Source organism: Streptomyces sp. NPDC005761, assembly GCF_040630635.1.
Taxonomy (GTDB): Bacteria; Actinomycetota; Actinomycetes; order Streptomycetales; family Streptomycetaceae; genus Streptomyces.
This window is the reverse complement of sequence record NZ_JBEXXX010000008.1, coordinates 21686-35608: the sequence shown is the minus strand read 5'-3', so window position 1 is coordinate 35608 and position 13923 is coordinate 21686. Positions and strand designations below refer to the sequence as shown.

Below are 13923 nucleotides of genomic sequence, written 5' to 3'. Positions count from 1 at the left end.
CTGCCCGCGTTGAGACGAACCCCGTGGCTTGCGAACTCGCTGCACCGTAGCGCCGGTTGGAGGTGCAGACGGGCTGTTCCGCGCCCGCACCGCGCCATGGCGGCGCACTCACGCATGAGGTGCGCCCCGCCGGGCGGAGTGCGCGAGCCGTGCGGCGAGGGCCTCGACGAGGCCGCGGAGTTCGTCCGGGCGTTCGATGACGAAGGGCCGGTCCAGCGAAGCGAGTACGGCGGGCAGCCAGTCGAGCCGCTCCACGCGCAGGTCGACACGGGCCCAGCGTCCGGATTCCGGGGCGGCGTCGTCCGGGGGCGGCAGTTCTTGCACGATCGCGATGCCTGCGGGGAGCCGGGCGTGGATCTGCTCGGCCGTGCCCTGTACCCGCAGGCTCACCTCGTGCCGGTACGGAGCCGTGGCGAGCCCGGTCAGCACGCGCTGCGCCGGGTCTGCTCCCGCGGGTGGCTCGAACGAGCCGGGCAGGGCCCGCACGCCGCTGATGCGGTCCAGCCGGAACGTCCGGTCCTCGCCGATCGCTGGGTCCGAGGCCGTGAGGTACCACCTCCCCGAGTGGGCGACGATCCCGTGCGGGTGCACGGTGCGTTCGCCGGATCGGCCGTCGGCTGCGGTGTACCGCATCGAGATCGGCCGGTGGCGGGCCACCGCGTCGGCGATCGGGAGCAGCACCGCGGAGTCCGGCGGTGCCGCCTCGCGGGGCGGAGCCGTGAAGGCGAGGGTCGCGAGCACGGCGTCGAGTCGAGCCCGCAGGCGGTCGGGCAGCACGCGCCGGATCTTGGCCGCCGCCGTCTCACCCGCCGTGCCCACGGCCGTCGTCGAGCCGGACCGCCGGCCAGCGGCCAGGCCGAGCAGGACGGCGAGCGCTTCGTCGTCGGTCAGCATCAGCGGAGGCATCCGGTAGCCGGGGGCGAGCCGGTAGCCGCCGTAGCGGCCCCGCACCGATTCGACGGGCACGTCGAGGTCGATGAGGTGGCCGGCGTAGCGCCGCACGGTGCGTTCGTCGACGCCGAGCCGGTCGGCCAGCTCGGTCACCGTACGGATGCCACCCGACTGCAGAAGCTCCAGCAGGGTGAGGACGCGGGCAATGGGGCGGGTCATGCACCAAAGTCTCTCGCGCATACCGGGCGGATCCTGCCCGGTATGCGCCGTAGCGTGCGTTCGGAAGCACCGTCCGACCAGGAGAAGACCATGGATTTCGTCTCTGTCCGCATCATCACGGGCGACGTCGCCCGCCTCGTCGCCTTCTACGAGCGCGCCACGGGCACCCCGGCCCACTGGGCCACCGAGGACTTCGCCGAGCTCAGGACCGCCTCGGCCACCCTCGCGATCGGCAGCACCCGCACCGTTCCGCTCTTCGCGCCCGGCTCCGCGAGGCCGGCCGAGAACCACAGCGTCATCCTCGAGTTCCTCGTCGATGACGTGGACAGCGTGTACGAGAACCTGACCGGCTTCGTGGAGGACTTCGTCAACGAGCCCACCACGATGCCCTGGGGGAACCGCGCGCTCCTGTTCCGCGACCCCGACGGCAATCTCGTCAACTTCTTCACTCCCGTCACGCCGTCCGCCATCGAGAAGTTCGCCCGCCGATGAGCATCTGCCGGACGCCGACGACACAGGATTATTACTAAACGTTGACCTAAACTAAACCGTTTACTAGACAACGTTGTCACCACCCGTCAAAGTGTGCTCCGGAGCGAAGGGAACCCGCTTCCTTCCCGAAAGGAGTGGTGACGTGACGGTGTACGGAGCACTGGACATCGGCGGCACGAAGATCGCCGGAGCGCTCGTGGACGACGCGGGCACTCTGCTCGTACGCGCACAGAGGCCTACCCCCGCACAGAAGTCCGCTGCCGAGCTCATGGCGGCGGTCACGTCGGTACTCGACGAACTGGCCGTACACCCGCTGTGGGACGAGGTGGCCTGCCTCGGTATCGCCAGCGCGGGCCCGGTCGACACCGCCGCGGGCACGGTCAGTCCCGTCAACATTCCCGCTTGGCGGCGCTATCCGCTGACCGAACAGGTGGCGGCGCACCCGCGGCTGCCCGCAGGCCTGCGGCCCGTACTGGTCGGGGACGCGGTGGCCATGACAGCCGCGGAGCACTGGCTGGGGGCGGCGCGGGGGTTCGGGAACGCGCTGTGCATGGTGGTGTCCACCGGGGTGGGGGGCGGCCTGGTCCTCGACGGCCGGCTGCACACCGGCAGGACGGGGAACGCCGGTCACATCGGGCACATCACCGTCGATCTGGACGGTTCGGTGTGCCCGTGCGGGGCTCCGGGCTGCGTCGAGGGGTTCGCCAGCGGGACCGCCATCGCCGCGCAGGCGCAGGCGGCCGGGTGGGCCGCGCCGGCCGGGGTCGCGCCGACGGCGGCGGCGGTCGCGGAAGCGGCGCGGGCGGGGGATCCGAGGGCGCTGGGAGCGTACGAGCGGGCCGCCCAGGCCCTCGCGGCAGCCATCTCCGCGACAGCGGCTCTCGTCGAGCTCGACCTCGTGGTCATCGGCGGCGGCGTGGCGCAGGCCGGTGACACGCTCTTCGTTCCCCTGCGACGGCGCATGGCCGACTACGCCGTGCTCGACTTCACCCGTGGGCTGCCCGTCGTGCCGGCTCTCCTCGCCCTGGACGCCGGCCTCATCGGGGCAGCCGCCGTCGCCTCTTCGCAGCTCGGCGCCCCCGCACTGGCTGCGGGGGCCCACCCGTAACCCGTCTCCGCAGTCCGTGATCCTTGGGTCACCGAGCAAGGCCGAGGGCCCCGCCACGATCACGGGGCCGCCCGTGGCATACCCCTTCCCTCCGGACGCACACGCCCCATGACACGCCGTCAAGAGCGTTGTGCGATACGTCGGTCCGCCTCACCGGGAACCGCAGCACCCCTGCACCACACAGCGCTGTGGCCTCCCCACCCGGACGGGTGGGGAGGCCACAGCTCTGTGCCGAGTTCCGCGCTCAGTTCCGCGCAGGCGCCTGCGCGGTGGAACCGCGAGGAGTCAGGGACGGGGTCGGCACCTGTACGGAACCGGTGTGCTCACCCTCGATGACCGCGAACAGGGTGCGGGCCACCTGCGCCCCGAAGCTGTGCACGTCGTGGCTCATCGCCGAGAGCGTGGGATGCGTGATCCGGCACAGCTGCGAGTCGTCCCAGGCGAGCAGCGACACGTCGTCAGGGACCACGAAGCCCATCTCGGCGGCCACCCCCGCTCCTGCCACGGCCATGATGTCGTTGTCGTAGACGATGGCCGTCGGACGGTCGGCCGACATCAGGAGGGAGCGGGTGGCCCTGGCCCCTTCGCTCCCGTCGAATCCGGTCGCTATCTGGCGGCCCTCCTCCAGCCCCAGCTCGCGCATCGTGAGCGCGAACGCAGTGGCTCGGATGGCGCTGTGCCCGAGCCCGACCGGACCGCCGACGCGGGCGATGCGCCGGTGGCCGAGCGCCGCCAGATAGCGGACGGCCTCGGCCGCCGCGGTGGCGTCGTCCGTCCACACCGCGGGGAACGAACCGGTGAGGGACGGGTGCCCTACGGCCACGGCCGGCAGCCCGATGGACTGCAGCGCCGGGACCCTCGGGTCGTTCTCGTGGAAGTCGACCAGGATGGCGCCGGCGATCGTCTGGCTGCGCCACCAGGCCTTGTACTGCTCGGTCTCCTCGTCGAGGTCCCGCACGAGCCTCAGGAGCAGCGAGTGCGACCGGTCGGCCAGCACGCTCTCGATGCCGGAGATGAAGTCCATGTAGAACGGCTCGAGCCCGAGCAGCCGGGCCGGACGGCACAGGGCCAGGCCGATGATGTCGACCTTCTGGCTGGAGAGGCTGCGCGCGGTGAGGTTCGGCGCCCAGCCCAGCTCCTTCGCGGCCTCGAAGATCCTCTGCCGGGTGGCGTCGGAGACACCCGGCTTCTGGTTGAACGCCAGCGAGACGGCCCCTTTGGACACGCCGGCACGAGCGGCCACGTCCTTGATCGTCACACGTGCGGGACTGTTCACCTCGCGTCCGCGCAGAAGAGGGCCGCCCGCGCCCTCTTCGCGTCCACGGGACCGCAGCCGGTCACACGGAACCGGGCCTGCTCGCCGGGCAGCAGCGTCCGCAGGCCCTGATCGGCCGCGGCGTGCGGGTCCAGGCGGTCGGCCTGGAGGAGGAGATCTCTCAGCAGAGTGTGCGCACTTACCACGACGTCGACTGTATCGCCCTTGCCCGCCACTGCCTCCACGGTGACGTCGTACTCCGGCCGCGGGTAGGCGAAGTCCTTGTCCGCGACGGGGAAGTGCAGCGCTCGCAGGCCGTCGGCATCGGCGACGAGGAACTCCTTGGCCGACTGCTCGGCGGGGACCAGTTCCACGGGTACGGGGAGGCGGAGGACCGAGCGGGGGCCGACCGTCACCTCGTGGACGCCGCGGTGAACGGTGGTGCCGTCCGCCTCCAGGCGGCGCAGGGTCACCGAGGTACGCCACTCGGCGCCGGACTGGTTGATCACCGCCAGGACCGGGCTTCCGCCGTCGTCCGGCTGCAGGGTCAGCAGCCTGTCCGCGTAGACCCGGCGCAGCTCGTGATAGAGCGGCTTGAGCCGGCCGTCACCGTCGATGGCCGACCAGGAACTCACCGGCCAGCAGTCGTTCAGCTGCCATACGACCGTACCGGCGCAGACGGGCCAGTGGGAGCGCCAGTGCTCGATTCCCGCGGCTACGGCGCGTGCCTGGACGACCTGGGTGAGGTAGTGCCAGCGGTCGAAGTCGTTCTCGGGAAGCTCGAAGTGCCGCGCGACGCCTCTGTCGAGCTTGCCGTTGCCGTCCTCCGCCTTCTGGTGGTGCAGCATGCCCGGGGAGTCGGGAGCCAGTTCCTCGCCGGGCAGGGCGCGTCGCAGTGTTGCCATGGCCGGGGGTGCCTGCCATCCGAACTCCGCGACGAAACGCGGCACGTCGGCCCGGTACTCCGCGTAGTCCTGACGGTTCCATACCTCCCAGGAGTGATAGGTGCCGTGTGCGGGGTCGTTGGGGTGGTGCTCCCAGGAACCGGACCACGGGCTGCCCGCGGCGTAGGGGCGGGTGGGGTCGAGTTCGGCGACCAGCCTGGGCAGCAGCCCGAGGTAGTAGCCCTCACCCCAGGAGTCGCCGGCCAGCTCGGGCTCCCACCCCCAGTCGCGAAAGCCCCACAGGTTCTCGTTGTTGCCGTTCCACAGCACCAGACTGGGGTGCGGCATCAGCCGGACAACGTTGTCACGCGCTTCGGCCTCCACCTCACCGCGCAGCGGCTGCTCCTCGGGGTAGGCCGAGCAGGCGAAGAGGAAGTCCTGCCAGACCATCAGTCCGAGCTCGTCGCAGGCGTCGTAGAAGGCGTTGTCCTCGTAGATGCCGCCGCCCCAGACCCTGACGAGGTCGACGTTCGCTTCGGCGGCCTGCCGGAGCCGGGCGCGGTAGCGCTCGGGCGTGATCCGCGAGGGGAAGACGTCGTCGGGGATCCAGTTGACGCCCCGGGCGAAGATCCGCACCCCGTTCACCACGATCGTGAAGCCGGAGCCGTGCTCGTCGGACGAGCGGTCGAGCTCCACGGTGCGGAAGCCGACCCGGCGCTCCCAGGTGTCGAGTACCCCGCCCGCGTCACGGAGCTCCACGTCCAGTCGGTACAGGGGCTGCTCACCGTAACCACGGGGCCACCACAGCCGGGCGTCCTCGACGTCCAGCCGCAGGACGGCCTCGTCACCCTCGAGGGCCACTTCGGCGTGCACGCCCGCCACCGTCGCGGCAGCCACCAGACCACGCCCCCGGCCACCTGCGGTGCGCTCCACCAGGAGCCGCACCTCGACCCGGCCGGCACCTTCCTCGACGGTCACGACAGGCCGCACCGAGGCGATGCGTGCGGTGGACCAGTGCTCCAGCCGGACCGGCCGCCAGATACCGGCGGTCACCAGCGTCGGCCCCCAGTCCCACCCGAAGTTGCACGCCATCTTGCGGATGTACTGGGAGGGTTCCGGATAGACGTTGGGCCGGTTTCCCGTCAGCGCCCGGACCGCCTCGGCCTCGTCGTAGGCGGAGGCGAAATCGACCTCCAGCACGCCTGCCGCTCCGGTGACGTCGAACCGGTACCCGCGGTGCATATTGCGGGTGCTGCCCAGCTCCCGGCCGTCCAGGGTGATCGTCGCGGCCGTGTCCAGGCCGTCGAAGACCAGGTCCGTGCGCTCGTGACCGCTGCCGTGGCCCACGCTCGTGGCGTAGGTCCAGGACCGCTTGCCCACCCAGGCCACCTCGGGCTCGTTGAGGCCGATGCAGGGGTCCGGGATGATCCCTGCCGCGTACAGATCGGTGTGCACACAGCCGGGGACCTGAGCGGGGAGCGGTGCCTCGTCGTGGCGCAGGGTCCAGCCGTCGGTGAGCGGGGTGACGTCCTTCATGGGTGCGGCTCCAATCGCCTGACTCAGGCCGGTAGATGTACGACGCCGACAACCTAACCCGCTCAACACAGCCTGTCCATAAACCGGTCTAGTACCGTTTACGTAACTCCATGCGCACGAAGTGCCCACCAAAGCGGGGCAAATCTTCCCGGTGGTAACGATTGAGCATCACGATCGAAACTGCTGCTTTACCGGTTCACCACCTGGCTGTCATAGTGCCGATATTCCACCGCAGACCTTGAGCCGCCATCTTGAAGGAGTTGGGCACATGGGTAAGACCAAGACCCTCGCCGGTGCGTTGCTGGCCGTTGCGACGCTGACCGTGACGGGCTGCAGTGGCGGCGGAACGGCCTCCACGGAGACCGCGTCGGCGCCCAAGGACGCGAAGGAGGTGTCCGGGACCATCACCGTACTCACCCAGCGCACCGACCTCGTCAAGAGCGGCGCGATGGACGCCTACGCGGAGCAGTTCCGGAAGATCTACCCCGGCGTCAAGGTGAAGTTCGAGGGCCTCACGGACTACGAGGGCGAGGCCCGGATCCGTATGAACACCAAGCACTACGGCGACGTCCTCATGATCCCCGGAGCGGTGGCGAAGAACGACTACCCGCGGTTCTTCGCTCCGCTGGGCACCACCGAGGAGCTGAGCAGGCAGTACCGCTTCAGCGACAAGACGGCGGTCGGCGGCAAGGTCTACGGCGTCGCGCAGTTCGGCACGGCCAACGGCTTCGTCTACAACAAGGCCGTGTGGAAGAAGGCCGGCGTCACCCAGTGGCCGAAGACGCCCCAGGAGTTCCTCGCGGCACTCGGCGCCATCAAGGACAAGACCGGCGCGGTCCCCTACTACACGAACTTCGGCGACGGCTGGCCGCTCGTGCAGTGGACCAGCAACGTCGGTTCGGTCACCTGCGACAGGGACGCCAGCAACAAACTCGCCGGGGCCGTCTCGCCCTGGAAGGCCGGCAGCGAGCTCAACGTGACCGACACCCTGCTCCACGACATCGTCAAGGGCGGCCTCTCCGAGAAGGACCCCAACACCACCAACTGGGAGGAGTCCAAGACTCTGGTCGCCAAGGGCAAGGTGGGCGCGATGATGCTCGGCTCCTGGTCGATCACGCAGATGCAGCAGGCCGCCGAGGCGGCGGGCGGCAGCAAGGACGACATCGGCTTCATGCCCTTCCCCGCCCAGAAGGACGGCAGGTTCTGCGCCACGCTGGTCTCCGACTACCAGCAGGCCGTCAACATCAACTCCGAGCACAAGGACGCCGCGCGGGCGTGGATCGACTGGTTCACCGGGAAGTCCGGCTACTCCGCCAAGGAGGGAGCCGTCCCCACGGTGAAGTCCGAGGCCATGCCGGTCACCCTCAAGGCGTTCGTTGACAACGATGTCACCTTCACGGAACGCTCCGAATCGGACACCGCGAAGGTCAACGACATCGACAAGGCGTCCGAGATCGGGCTCAACACCCCCGACTACCGCCAGAAGTTGATCGACATCGCCCGCGGCGCGGAGGACGGCGACCTCAAGGACTTCTTCGCCGGCCTCGACAAGCGGTGGGACGAGGCCGCGAAGACCGCCGGTTCCTGACAACGGCGGAGGCAGGCCCCGGCCGCGCGGCAGCGGCCGGGGCCGCCGACCTGACGCGCCAGCGGAAGAGAGAAGGCCCTGACATGACCGAAACCGCCGACCTGGCCCCGGTGAAACCGCCGCGGGCCACGGCCCGACGCCCCGCCCCGGGCAGCCGACGACGCCCGCCCCGGCGGGCGGCGCGCGGGCGGCTGTTGCGCCGCCTGACCCCGTGGATGTTCCTCGTCGTCCCGCTCGTCCTGCTGATCACGTTCACGTACGTGCCGGTGGGCAACATGCTCTACTACAGCTTCACCGACTGGGACGGCATCAGCCCGGACCGCAATTTCACGGGCACGGACAACTACGTCCAGATCTTCACCCGGCCCGAGCTCTTCCGGGTGTTCTTCGTCAGCTTCTACTACCTCGCCGCGTCCGCGGTGCAGATCTCGATCGCGCTCTTCTTCGCGACCGTGCTCAGCTTCGACCTCAGGTTCCGCAACCTGTTCAAGGGGATCCTCTTCTTCCCCTACCTGGTCAACGGCGTGGCCATCGGCTTCATCTTCCTGTACTTCTTCAAGGACGGCGGAACCCTCGACTCCGTACTGTCCTGGGTCGGCATGGGATCCGACCACGCCTGGCTCGGCGACCCCGCCTCCGCGAACACCTCCCTGGCCGGTGTCTCGGTCTGGCGCTACACGGGCCTGAACTTCGTCCTCTTCCTCGGCGCGATCCAGTCCATCCCCGGCGAGCTCTACGAGGCCGCCCAGCTCGACGGCGCGACGCGGTGGCAGCAGTTCCAGCACATCATCGCCCCGAGCATCCGGCCGGTGCTGAGCCTGAGCATCATCCTGGCGATCTCGGGGTCGCTCTCGGTCTTCGAGATCCCGTGGATCATGACCGGCGGCTCGACCGGTACGTCGACGTTCGTCATCCAGACCGTCAAGCTCGCGTTCCAGTTCAACAAGACCGGGCTGGCCTCGGCCGCCGCGGTGGTGCTGTTGCTGATCATTCTGCTGATCACGTGGATCCAGCGCCGGCTCGTGCCCGATGAGAAGGTGGATCTCGTATGACCACGGCCCGACAGACCGCAGCGGCAGCCGCACGGACTCGCGGCCTCATCGGCCGGACGCTCGTCTACCTGAGTCTGGTGCTCGCCTCCCTGGTCATCCTCATTCCGCTGGCCGTGGTCTTCCTGACGTCGCTCAAGACCTCGGACGAGATGGCCGGCAGCGGACCGCTGTCCCTGCCCTCGAACTGGTTCAACTTCGCCAACTACGCGACCGCGTTCACCGACGGCAAGATGGTCACCGCCTTCGGCAACACCGCGTTCATCCTGCTGTTCTCGATCACCGGCACGGTGATCATCGGCTCCATGACGGCGTACGCCATCGACCGCTTCCACTTCCCGGCCAGGAAGCTCGTCATGGGGCTGTTCCTGATCGCCACCCTGGTGCCGGCGGTGACCACACAGGTGGCCACCTTCCAGGTCGTCAACAGCTTCGGGCTGTTCGACACCCGGTGGGCCCCGATCCTGCTGTACATGGGGACCGACATCGTCTCCATCTACATCTTCCTGCAGTTCATCCGGGGCATCCCGGTGTCGCTGGACGAAGCGGCCCGCCTGGACGGTGCCAACTCCTTCACCGTCTACCGGAAGGTCATCTTCCCGCTGCTCAAGCCGGCCATCGCCACGGTGGTCATCATCAAGGGGATCACCGTCTACAACGACTTCTACATCCCCTTCCTCTACATGCCCTCGGAAGACCTGGGGACCGTCTCCACCGCCCTCTTCCGGTTCAAGGGCCCCTTCGGCGCCCACTGGGAGAACATCTCCGCAGGAGCGATCCTCGTCATCCTTCCCACCTTGATCATCTTCCTGTTCCTGCAGCGCTACATCTACAACGGGTTCGCGCAGGGCGCGACCAAGTAGCCCCGGCGCAACCGAAGAAGCGGGGCCCCGGGCGCCCGACCTCCTGCGGTTCGGGCACCCGGCCCCCTTTGAGCAGGGAAAGCGGACAACCCCCCGTCGCGAGGTGTTCGGCCCGGTCTACGACGAGAGCGCGGAAGCCGCCGGCAGGAACCCGGCGGCGGTCCGCCGGGTCGCCCACCACACCCCGGCCCATGGGGCCCGCCGCACGCCGGCCGCGCAGGAGGGCGTCCGGCGCCGAGGCCGAGTGCACGGTCGAGGCGTTCCGGCGGGCGGCGAGCCGGGCGGCCCGCAACGCCTCCCCGATGCCCTGGCGCCTGCCGTCGCTCTCCCCGCAGGGCCCGTCCGCCGCTACCTGTGAAGTGATGAGCAAACGGTCCTCAAACCTTTGTTTCAGGGCCAGTTGAAGGTTTATCTACGCGCGGAGCTACGACTACCGAACGATCATTCGGGCAAATCCGGCACGTTCTCGCGTAGCTATTACCGGTGGGTACCCGGAGCTGCTACAACAGGTGACGCTTCATCAACCCCCCATCCACCCCCCACACTTCGGAGGGCTGACAGCTATGTCAGTACGGAGATTCTGGGCGTCCGCATCCACGCTGCTCCTCGCCGCCGCAGCTGCCCTCGGCATGGCCCAGCCGGCCTCGGCCGCCGCCGGCGGGTACGTCGCCCTGGGCGACTCGTACTCGTCCGGCGTCGGCGCCGGGAGCTATCTGTCCGACAGCGGTGACTGCCGTCGCAGCACCAAGTCCTACCCCTACCTGTGGGCGGCGGCGAACTCCCCCTCGTCGTTCGCCTTCGTCGCCTGTTCGGGCGCCACCACGAGCTCCGTGGCAAGCGGCCAGCTCGGCTCGCTGAGCTCGTCCACCTCACTGGTCAGCGTCACCGCGGGCGGCAATGACGTCGGCTTCGCCGATGTCATGCAGGACTGCGTGCTGTCCGGCGAGTCCGCCTGTCTCGCCGGTGTCAGCACAGCCGTCGGCCAGATGAACAACACTCTGCCGTCACGGCTGGGCTCGCTCTACGCGGCGATCCACTCCAAGGCCCCGCAGGCACATGTCGTGGTGCTGGGTTACCCGCGCTTCTACAAGATCGGCGGCAACTGCATCGCCGGTCTCACGGAGAAGGAGCGCACCGCCATCAACAACGCGTCCGACGTGCTGAACGGCGTCGTCGCCAAGCAGGCGGCGAACGCCGGATTCACCTTCTCCAGCGTCGTCGACGAGTTCACCGGGCACGAGCTGTGCTCCGGCAGCCCGTGGCTCCACAGCGTCACGATTCCGGTCTACAACTCGTACCACCCCAGGGACTCGGGGCAGTTGGGCGGCTATCTGCCCGCCTTCCGTTCGGTCGCCTAGCGCCCGAACGGTCACGGAGGCGCGGCATCGCTTCGGAGTTCCCGGCTCCGGAGCGGTGCCGCGCCTGTGTCGTACTCAGGTACGGCCGTCGGCTGCGCGGCGGTGCAGCGCGAGGGCTGTCACCGCCGCCAGGACGGCGGTGACAGCCGCCGCCCACCAGCCGCGGCGGAACGCCTCCAGTGCGAGCTCCGGCGTACGCGGGGCACCCAGCAGAGTGATCATCAGGGCGACGCCCAGGACGGAGCCGGTCTGGCGGGCCATCGTGGTCACCGCCGAGCCGGTGGCGAACCGGGTCGGCGGGAGGGCCGCCGACGCCGCGCCGACGAGCGTGGGCAGCGCCAGGCCGACGCCTACGCCGGTGATCATCATTCCTGGCAGGAAGCCCGCCGCGTAGTGCGGAGCCGTGTCGAGCGCGACGGCCCACCAGGCCAGTCCCGCCCCGAACAGCAGGCAGCCCACAGCAGCGGTGCCGCCCGCTCCGAGGCGCCGCACCACCGGGCCGCAGGACACCGCCAGCAAGGGGACGAGCAACGGCCCCGGGGCAATGGCCAGTCCGGTCCGGATCGCCGTGTATCCCCACACCTGCCGGCACCAGAGCACCGAGGTCAGCAGCATCGCCGCGAACGCCACGGTGAAGAGCAGGGCGGCAAGCGTCGCGGCGACGTAGGACGGCGTACGCAGCAGGAGCGGTTCGACGACCGGGGCGGGGTGCCGGGCGGACCGGAACCAGAACGCCCCGGTGAGCAGCACGGCGGACGCCAGCGAACCCACCACGCCCGCCGAACTCCAGCCCCAGGCGTCGGCCTCGACCACGCCGAGCGCCAGGGCGCCGATGGCGAGGGTGAGCAGGGCGGCCCCCGCCAGATCGGGGAACGGGCCCTCGCGGTGCGGGCGGGCGTCCGGCAGCAGACGTACGCCCGCGATCAGTCCGAGCGCGCCGACCGGAACGTTGACGAGGAACACCCAACGCCAGTCCGCCTCCACGAGCACTCCGCCGATGACGGGCCCGAGCCCTGCGGCTATGCCACCGATCGCGGCCCAGCCACGGATGGCCCGGGGGCGACGCTCGGGCGCGGTGTTGACGAGCAGCAGGGCGAGCGAGGTCGGCATGAGCGCCGCGGCGCCGACGGCCTGGAGAGCGCGCGCGGCGACCAGCCAGCCGACGCCGGGCGCGAGTGCGCAGAGTGCGGAGGCGACCGTGAAGAGCCCCAGGCCGAACAGGAAGCCCCGCCGGTGTCCGTAGCGGTCGGCAAGCCGGCCCGCGACGACGAGCAGGGCCGCGAAGACGATGGCGTACGCGTTGAGGACCCAGGACAGCGAGGCCAGGGAACTGCCGTCGTAGGCGTCGCCGAGGGCGGGTACCGCCACGTTGACGATGAACAGGTCGAGATTCACGACGAAGACGCCGGCCGAGACGATCCACACGGTGGCGCGCGAGGAGGCGGGAGCGCCGGGACCTGCAGCCGCGTCCCGGCCTCCGGCGTCCGCAGCCGCTTGCCGACCTCCGGAGATGAGTGAGTTTGATTTCCCAACTGTCATGACGGCAAGGTAGCGCCAGTGAGTTTGAGATGGCAACCTTGTAGGAATGAGTGCCGCACGTGATTACCGCGCCCCTGCCGCACCGGCTGCCGCGCCCGCCGCCCCGCTGCCCGGCCGGCCCTGCTCCGCGGCTGCCGCGCTGCACGTCGTGGGCGAGAAGTGGGCGCTGCTCGCGGTGCGGGAGATCTTCTTCGGCAACCACCGCTTCGAGGCGATCGCACGCAACACGGGCGCGCCACGCGACCGGCTGGCCGCCCGGCTGCGCTCACTGGAACAGGCGGGCGTGGTCGAACGACGTCCTTACAACGAGCGGCCGCCGCGCCACGAGTACCACCTCACCCGGTCGGGGCGCGATCTCGCTCCGGTGCTCCGGGCGCTGCTGGACTGGGGTGACCGGTGGGTGCTGGAGGAGCGGCCGGTGGTGATGGTCCATGAACCGGCCGTCGCCGAGGGCCGGGGGGATGCGGACGCGCGGCACGCGCACGATCTCGACGCGGCGTGGGTGTGCCGCACGTGCGGCGAGGAGATCGCGATGAACACGCTCAGCGTGGACGTCCGCGCACCGGGATGGGACAGGGCGGGGCCGCTGCCGGACGCCTGAGCACGGGGCGGGGCTCCGGCCGCCCCGGGCACCGCGCACCCGTCAGCACGGCACGCCCTCAGGACCACGCGCCCCTCAGCACCCCACGCCCCCTCGGTTCAGTACCGCTCGACCAGGTGTTCCCGGCCTGCCGGGGGCTCGTACGGCTCGGGCCAGAAGTCGGTGATCTCGCTGATCCGCCCCTGCGCGTCGAAGGTGAAGAAGTGCACGGCGTGCGAGTCCTGTCCGCCGTCCGTGAACAGCGTCCGGACGGCGACCTGCCGGCCGCCGCGGTCGGCCACGATCCGTTCGACGCGCACCCGCCAGTCCCCCGGGTACTCCCGGTTGAACGCCATGTACCGCTCCTTGCCACGAATCCGCTCGCGGGTCTGCGGCAGGTCGTACAGCACCTCGTCGGCGAGAGTCGTCCCGAAGGTGTCCCAGTCACGGAGGTCGGCCGCGGTCCAGTACCTCTCGACCGTGGCGCGCAGATCAGCAGTCGTGGTCATGGTCCGAGTCTGGACCCGACCACTGACAATCGGTTCCGGCCTCGGCGAACGG

Annotated in this window: 12 protein-coding genes; 7 read left to right on the top strand and 5 right to left on the bottom strand. The window is 69.9% G+C overall.

What is annotated here, in order from left to right; translation table 11 throughout:
• Positions 1 to 108: 108 nt before the first annotated feature.
• Positions 109 to 1110, bottom strand: coding sequence for a WYL domain-containing protein (locus ABZ434_RS10220; protein WP_359133805.1), 1002 nt, complete (start codon positions 1108 to 1110; stop codon positions 109 to 111).
• 90 nt (positions 1111 to 1200) lie between these two features.
• Between ABZ434_RS10220 and ABZ434_RS10215 the strand changes: the two genes are divergently transcribed.
• Positions 1201 to 1602 (top strand): VOC family protein, encoded by a 402-nt coding sequence (locus tag ABZ434_RS10215; RefSeq protein WP_359133803.1) that lies wholly within the window; start codon positions 1201 to 1203, stop codon positions 1600 to 1602.
• Positions 1603 to 1744: 142 nt separating this feature from the next.
• On the top strand, positions 1745 to 2710 hold the full coding sequence (locus tag ABZ434_RS10210; protein WP_359133801.1) for an ROK family protein: 966 nt from the start codon (positions 1745 to 1747) through the stop codon (positions 2708 to 2710).
• Positions 2711 to 2954: 244 nt separating this feature from the next.
• Here ABZ434_RS10210 and ABZ434_RS10205 read toward each other — a convergent pair whose 3' ends face one another.
• Both ABZ434_RS10205 and ABZ434_RS10200 read right to left on the bottom strand, forming a co-directional pair.
• Complete coding sequence (locus ABZ434_RS10205) at positions 2955 to 3986, bottom strand: LacI family DNA-binding transcriptional regulator (protein ID WP_359133799.1); 1032 nt, start codon at positions 3984 to 3986, stop codon at positions 2955 to 2957.
• Entirely contained in the window at positions 3983 to 6385 is a 2403-nt protein-coding gene (locus tag ABZ434_RS10200; protein WP_359133797.1) for a glycoside hydrolase family 2 protein, read from the bottom strand. Before ABZ434_RS10200 ends, ABZ434_RS10205 begins: the two co-directional genes overlap by 4 nt.
• A 268-nt stretch (positions 6386 to 6653) precedes the next feature.
• Between ABZ434_RS10200 and ABZ434_RS10195 the strand changes: the two genes are divergently transcribed.
• The 4 genes from ABZ434_RS10195 (at position 6654) to ABZ434_RS10180 (ending at position 11243) form a co-directional block, all read left to right on the top strand.
• Positions 6654 to 7973, top strand: coding sequence for an ABC transporter substrate-binding protein (locus ABZ434_RS10195; RefSeq protein ID WP_359133795.1), 1320 nt, complete (start codon positions 6654 to 6656; stop codon positions 7971 to 7973).
• An 83-nt stretch (positions 7974 to 8056) separates the two neighbouring features.
• Positions 8057 to 9025, top strand: coding sequence for a sugar ABC transporter permease (locus ABZ434_RS10190; protein ID WP_359133793.1), 969 nt, complete (start codon positions 8057 to 8059; stop codon positions 9023 to 9025).
• Positions 9022 to 9885, top strand: coding sequence for a carbohydrate ABC transporter permease (locus tag ABZ434_RS10185; RefSeq protein WP_359133791.1), 864 nt, complete (start codon positions 9022 to 9024; stop codon positions 9883 to 9885). The genes ABZ434_RS10190 and ABZ434_RS10185 overlap by 4 nt, the downstream gene beginning before the upstream one ends.
• Positions 9886 to 10448: 563 nt before the next feature.
• A complete protein-coding gene (locus ABZ434_RS10180) occupies positions 10449 to 11243 on the top strand; it encodes an SGNH/GDSL hydrolase family protein (protein WP_359133789.1) in 795 nt (264 codons plus the stop codon).
• A 75-nt stretch (positions 11244 to 11318) separates the two neighbouring features.
• Here ABZ434_RS10180 and ABZ434_RS10175 read toward each other — a convergent pair whose 3' ends face one another.
• Positions 11319 to 12782: an MFS transporter gene (locus ABZ434_RS10175; protein WP_359133787.1), complete on the bottom strand. Its 1464-nt coding sequence runs from the start codon at positions 12780 to 12782 to the stop codon at positions 11319 to 11321.
• A gap of 46 nt (positions 12783 to 12828) precedes the next feature.
• Between ABZ434_RS10175 and ABZ434_RS10170 the strand changes: the two genes are divergently transcribed.
• Positions 12829 to 13383, top strand: a complete 555-nt coding sequence (locus tag ABZ434_RS10170; protein ID WP_359133784.1) for a helix-turn-helix domain-containing protein — start codon at positions 12829 to 12831, stop codon at positions 13381 to 13383.
• A gap of 98 nt (positions 13384 to 13481) precedes the next feature.
• Here the strand turns inward: ABZ434_RS10170 and ABZ434_RS10165 are convergent, their stop codons facing one another.
• Entirely contained in the window at positions 13482 to 13871 is a 390-nt protein-coding gene (locus tag ABZ434_RS10165) for a nuclear transport factor 2 family protein (protein ID WP_359133782.1), read from the bottom strand.
• Positions 13872 to 13923: the final 52 nt, after the last annotated feature.

Excerpts from the sequence above, each read along its gene's own strand:
- ABZ434_RS10220 (WP_359133805.1), bottom strand. The coding sequence starts at position 1,110 with ATGACCCGCCCCATTGCCCGCGTCCTCACCCTGCTGGAGCTTCTGCAG.
- ABZ434_RS10215 (WP_359133803.1), top strand. The coding sequence starts at position 1,201 with ATGGATTTCGTCTCTGTCCGCATCATCACGGGCGACGTCGCCCGCCTC.
- ABZ434_RS10200 (WP_359133797.1), bottom strand. The coding sequence starts at position 6,385 with ATGAAGGACGTCACCCCGCTCACCGACGGCTGGACCCTGCGCCACGAC.
- ABZ434_RS10195 (WP_359133795.1), top strand. The coding sequence starts at position 6,654 with ATGGGTAAGACCAAGACCCTCGCCGGTGCGTTGCTGGCCGTTGCGACG.
- ABZ434_RS10190 (WP_359133793.1), top strand. The coding sequence starts at position 8,057 with ATGACCGAAACCGCCGACCTGGCCCCGGTGAAACCGCCGCGGGCCACG.
- ABZ434_RS10185 (WP_359133791.1), top strand. The coding sequence starts at position 9,022 with ATGACCACGGCCCGACAGACCGCAGCGGCAGCCGCACGGACTCGCGGC.
- ABZ434_RS10180 (WP_359133789.1), top strand. The coding sequence starts at position 10,449 with ATGTCAGTACGGAGATTCTGGGCGTCCGCATCCACGCTGCTCCTCGCC.
- ABZ434_RS10175 (WP_359133787.1), bottom strand. The coding sequence starts at position 12,782 with ATGACAGTTGGGAAATCAAACTCACTCATCTCCGGAGGTCGGCAAGCG.
- ABZ434_RS10170 (WP_359133784.1), top strand. The coding sequence starts at position 12,829 with ATGAGTGCCGCACGTGATTACCGCGCCCCTGCCGCACCGGCTGCCGCG.
- ABZ434_RS10165 (WP_359133782.1), bottom strand. The coding sequence starts at position 13,871 with ATGACCACGACTGCTGATCTGCGCGCCACGGTCGAGAGGTACTGGACC.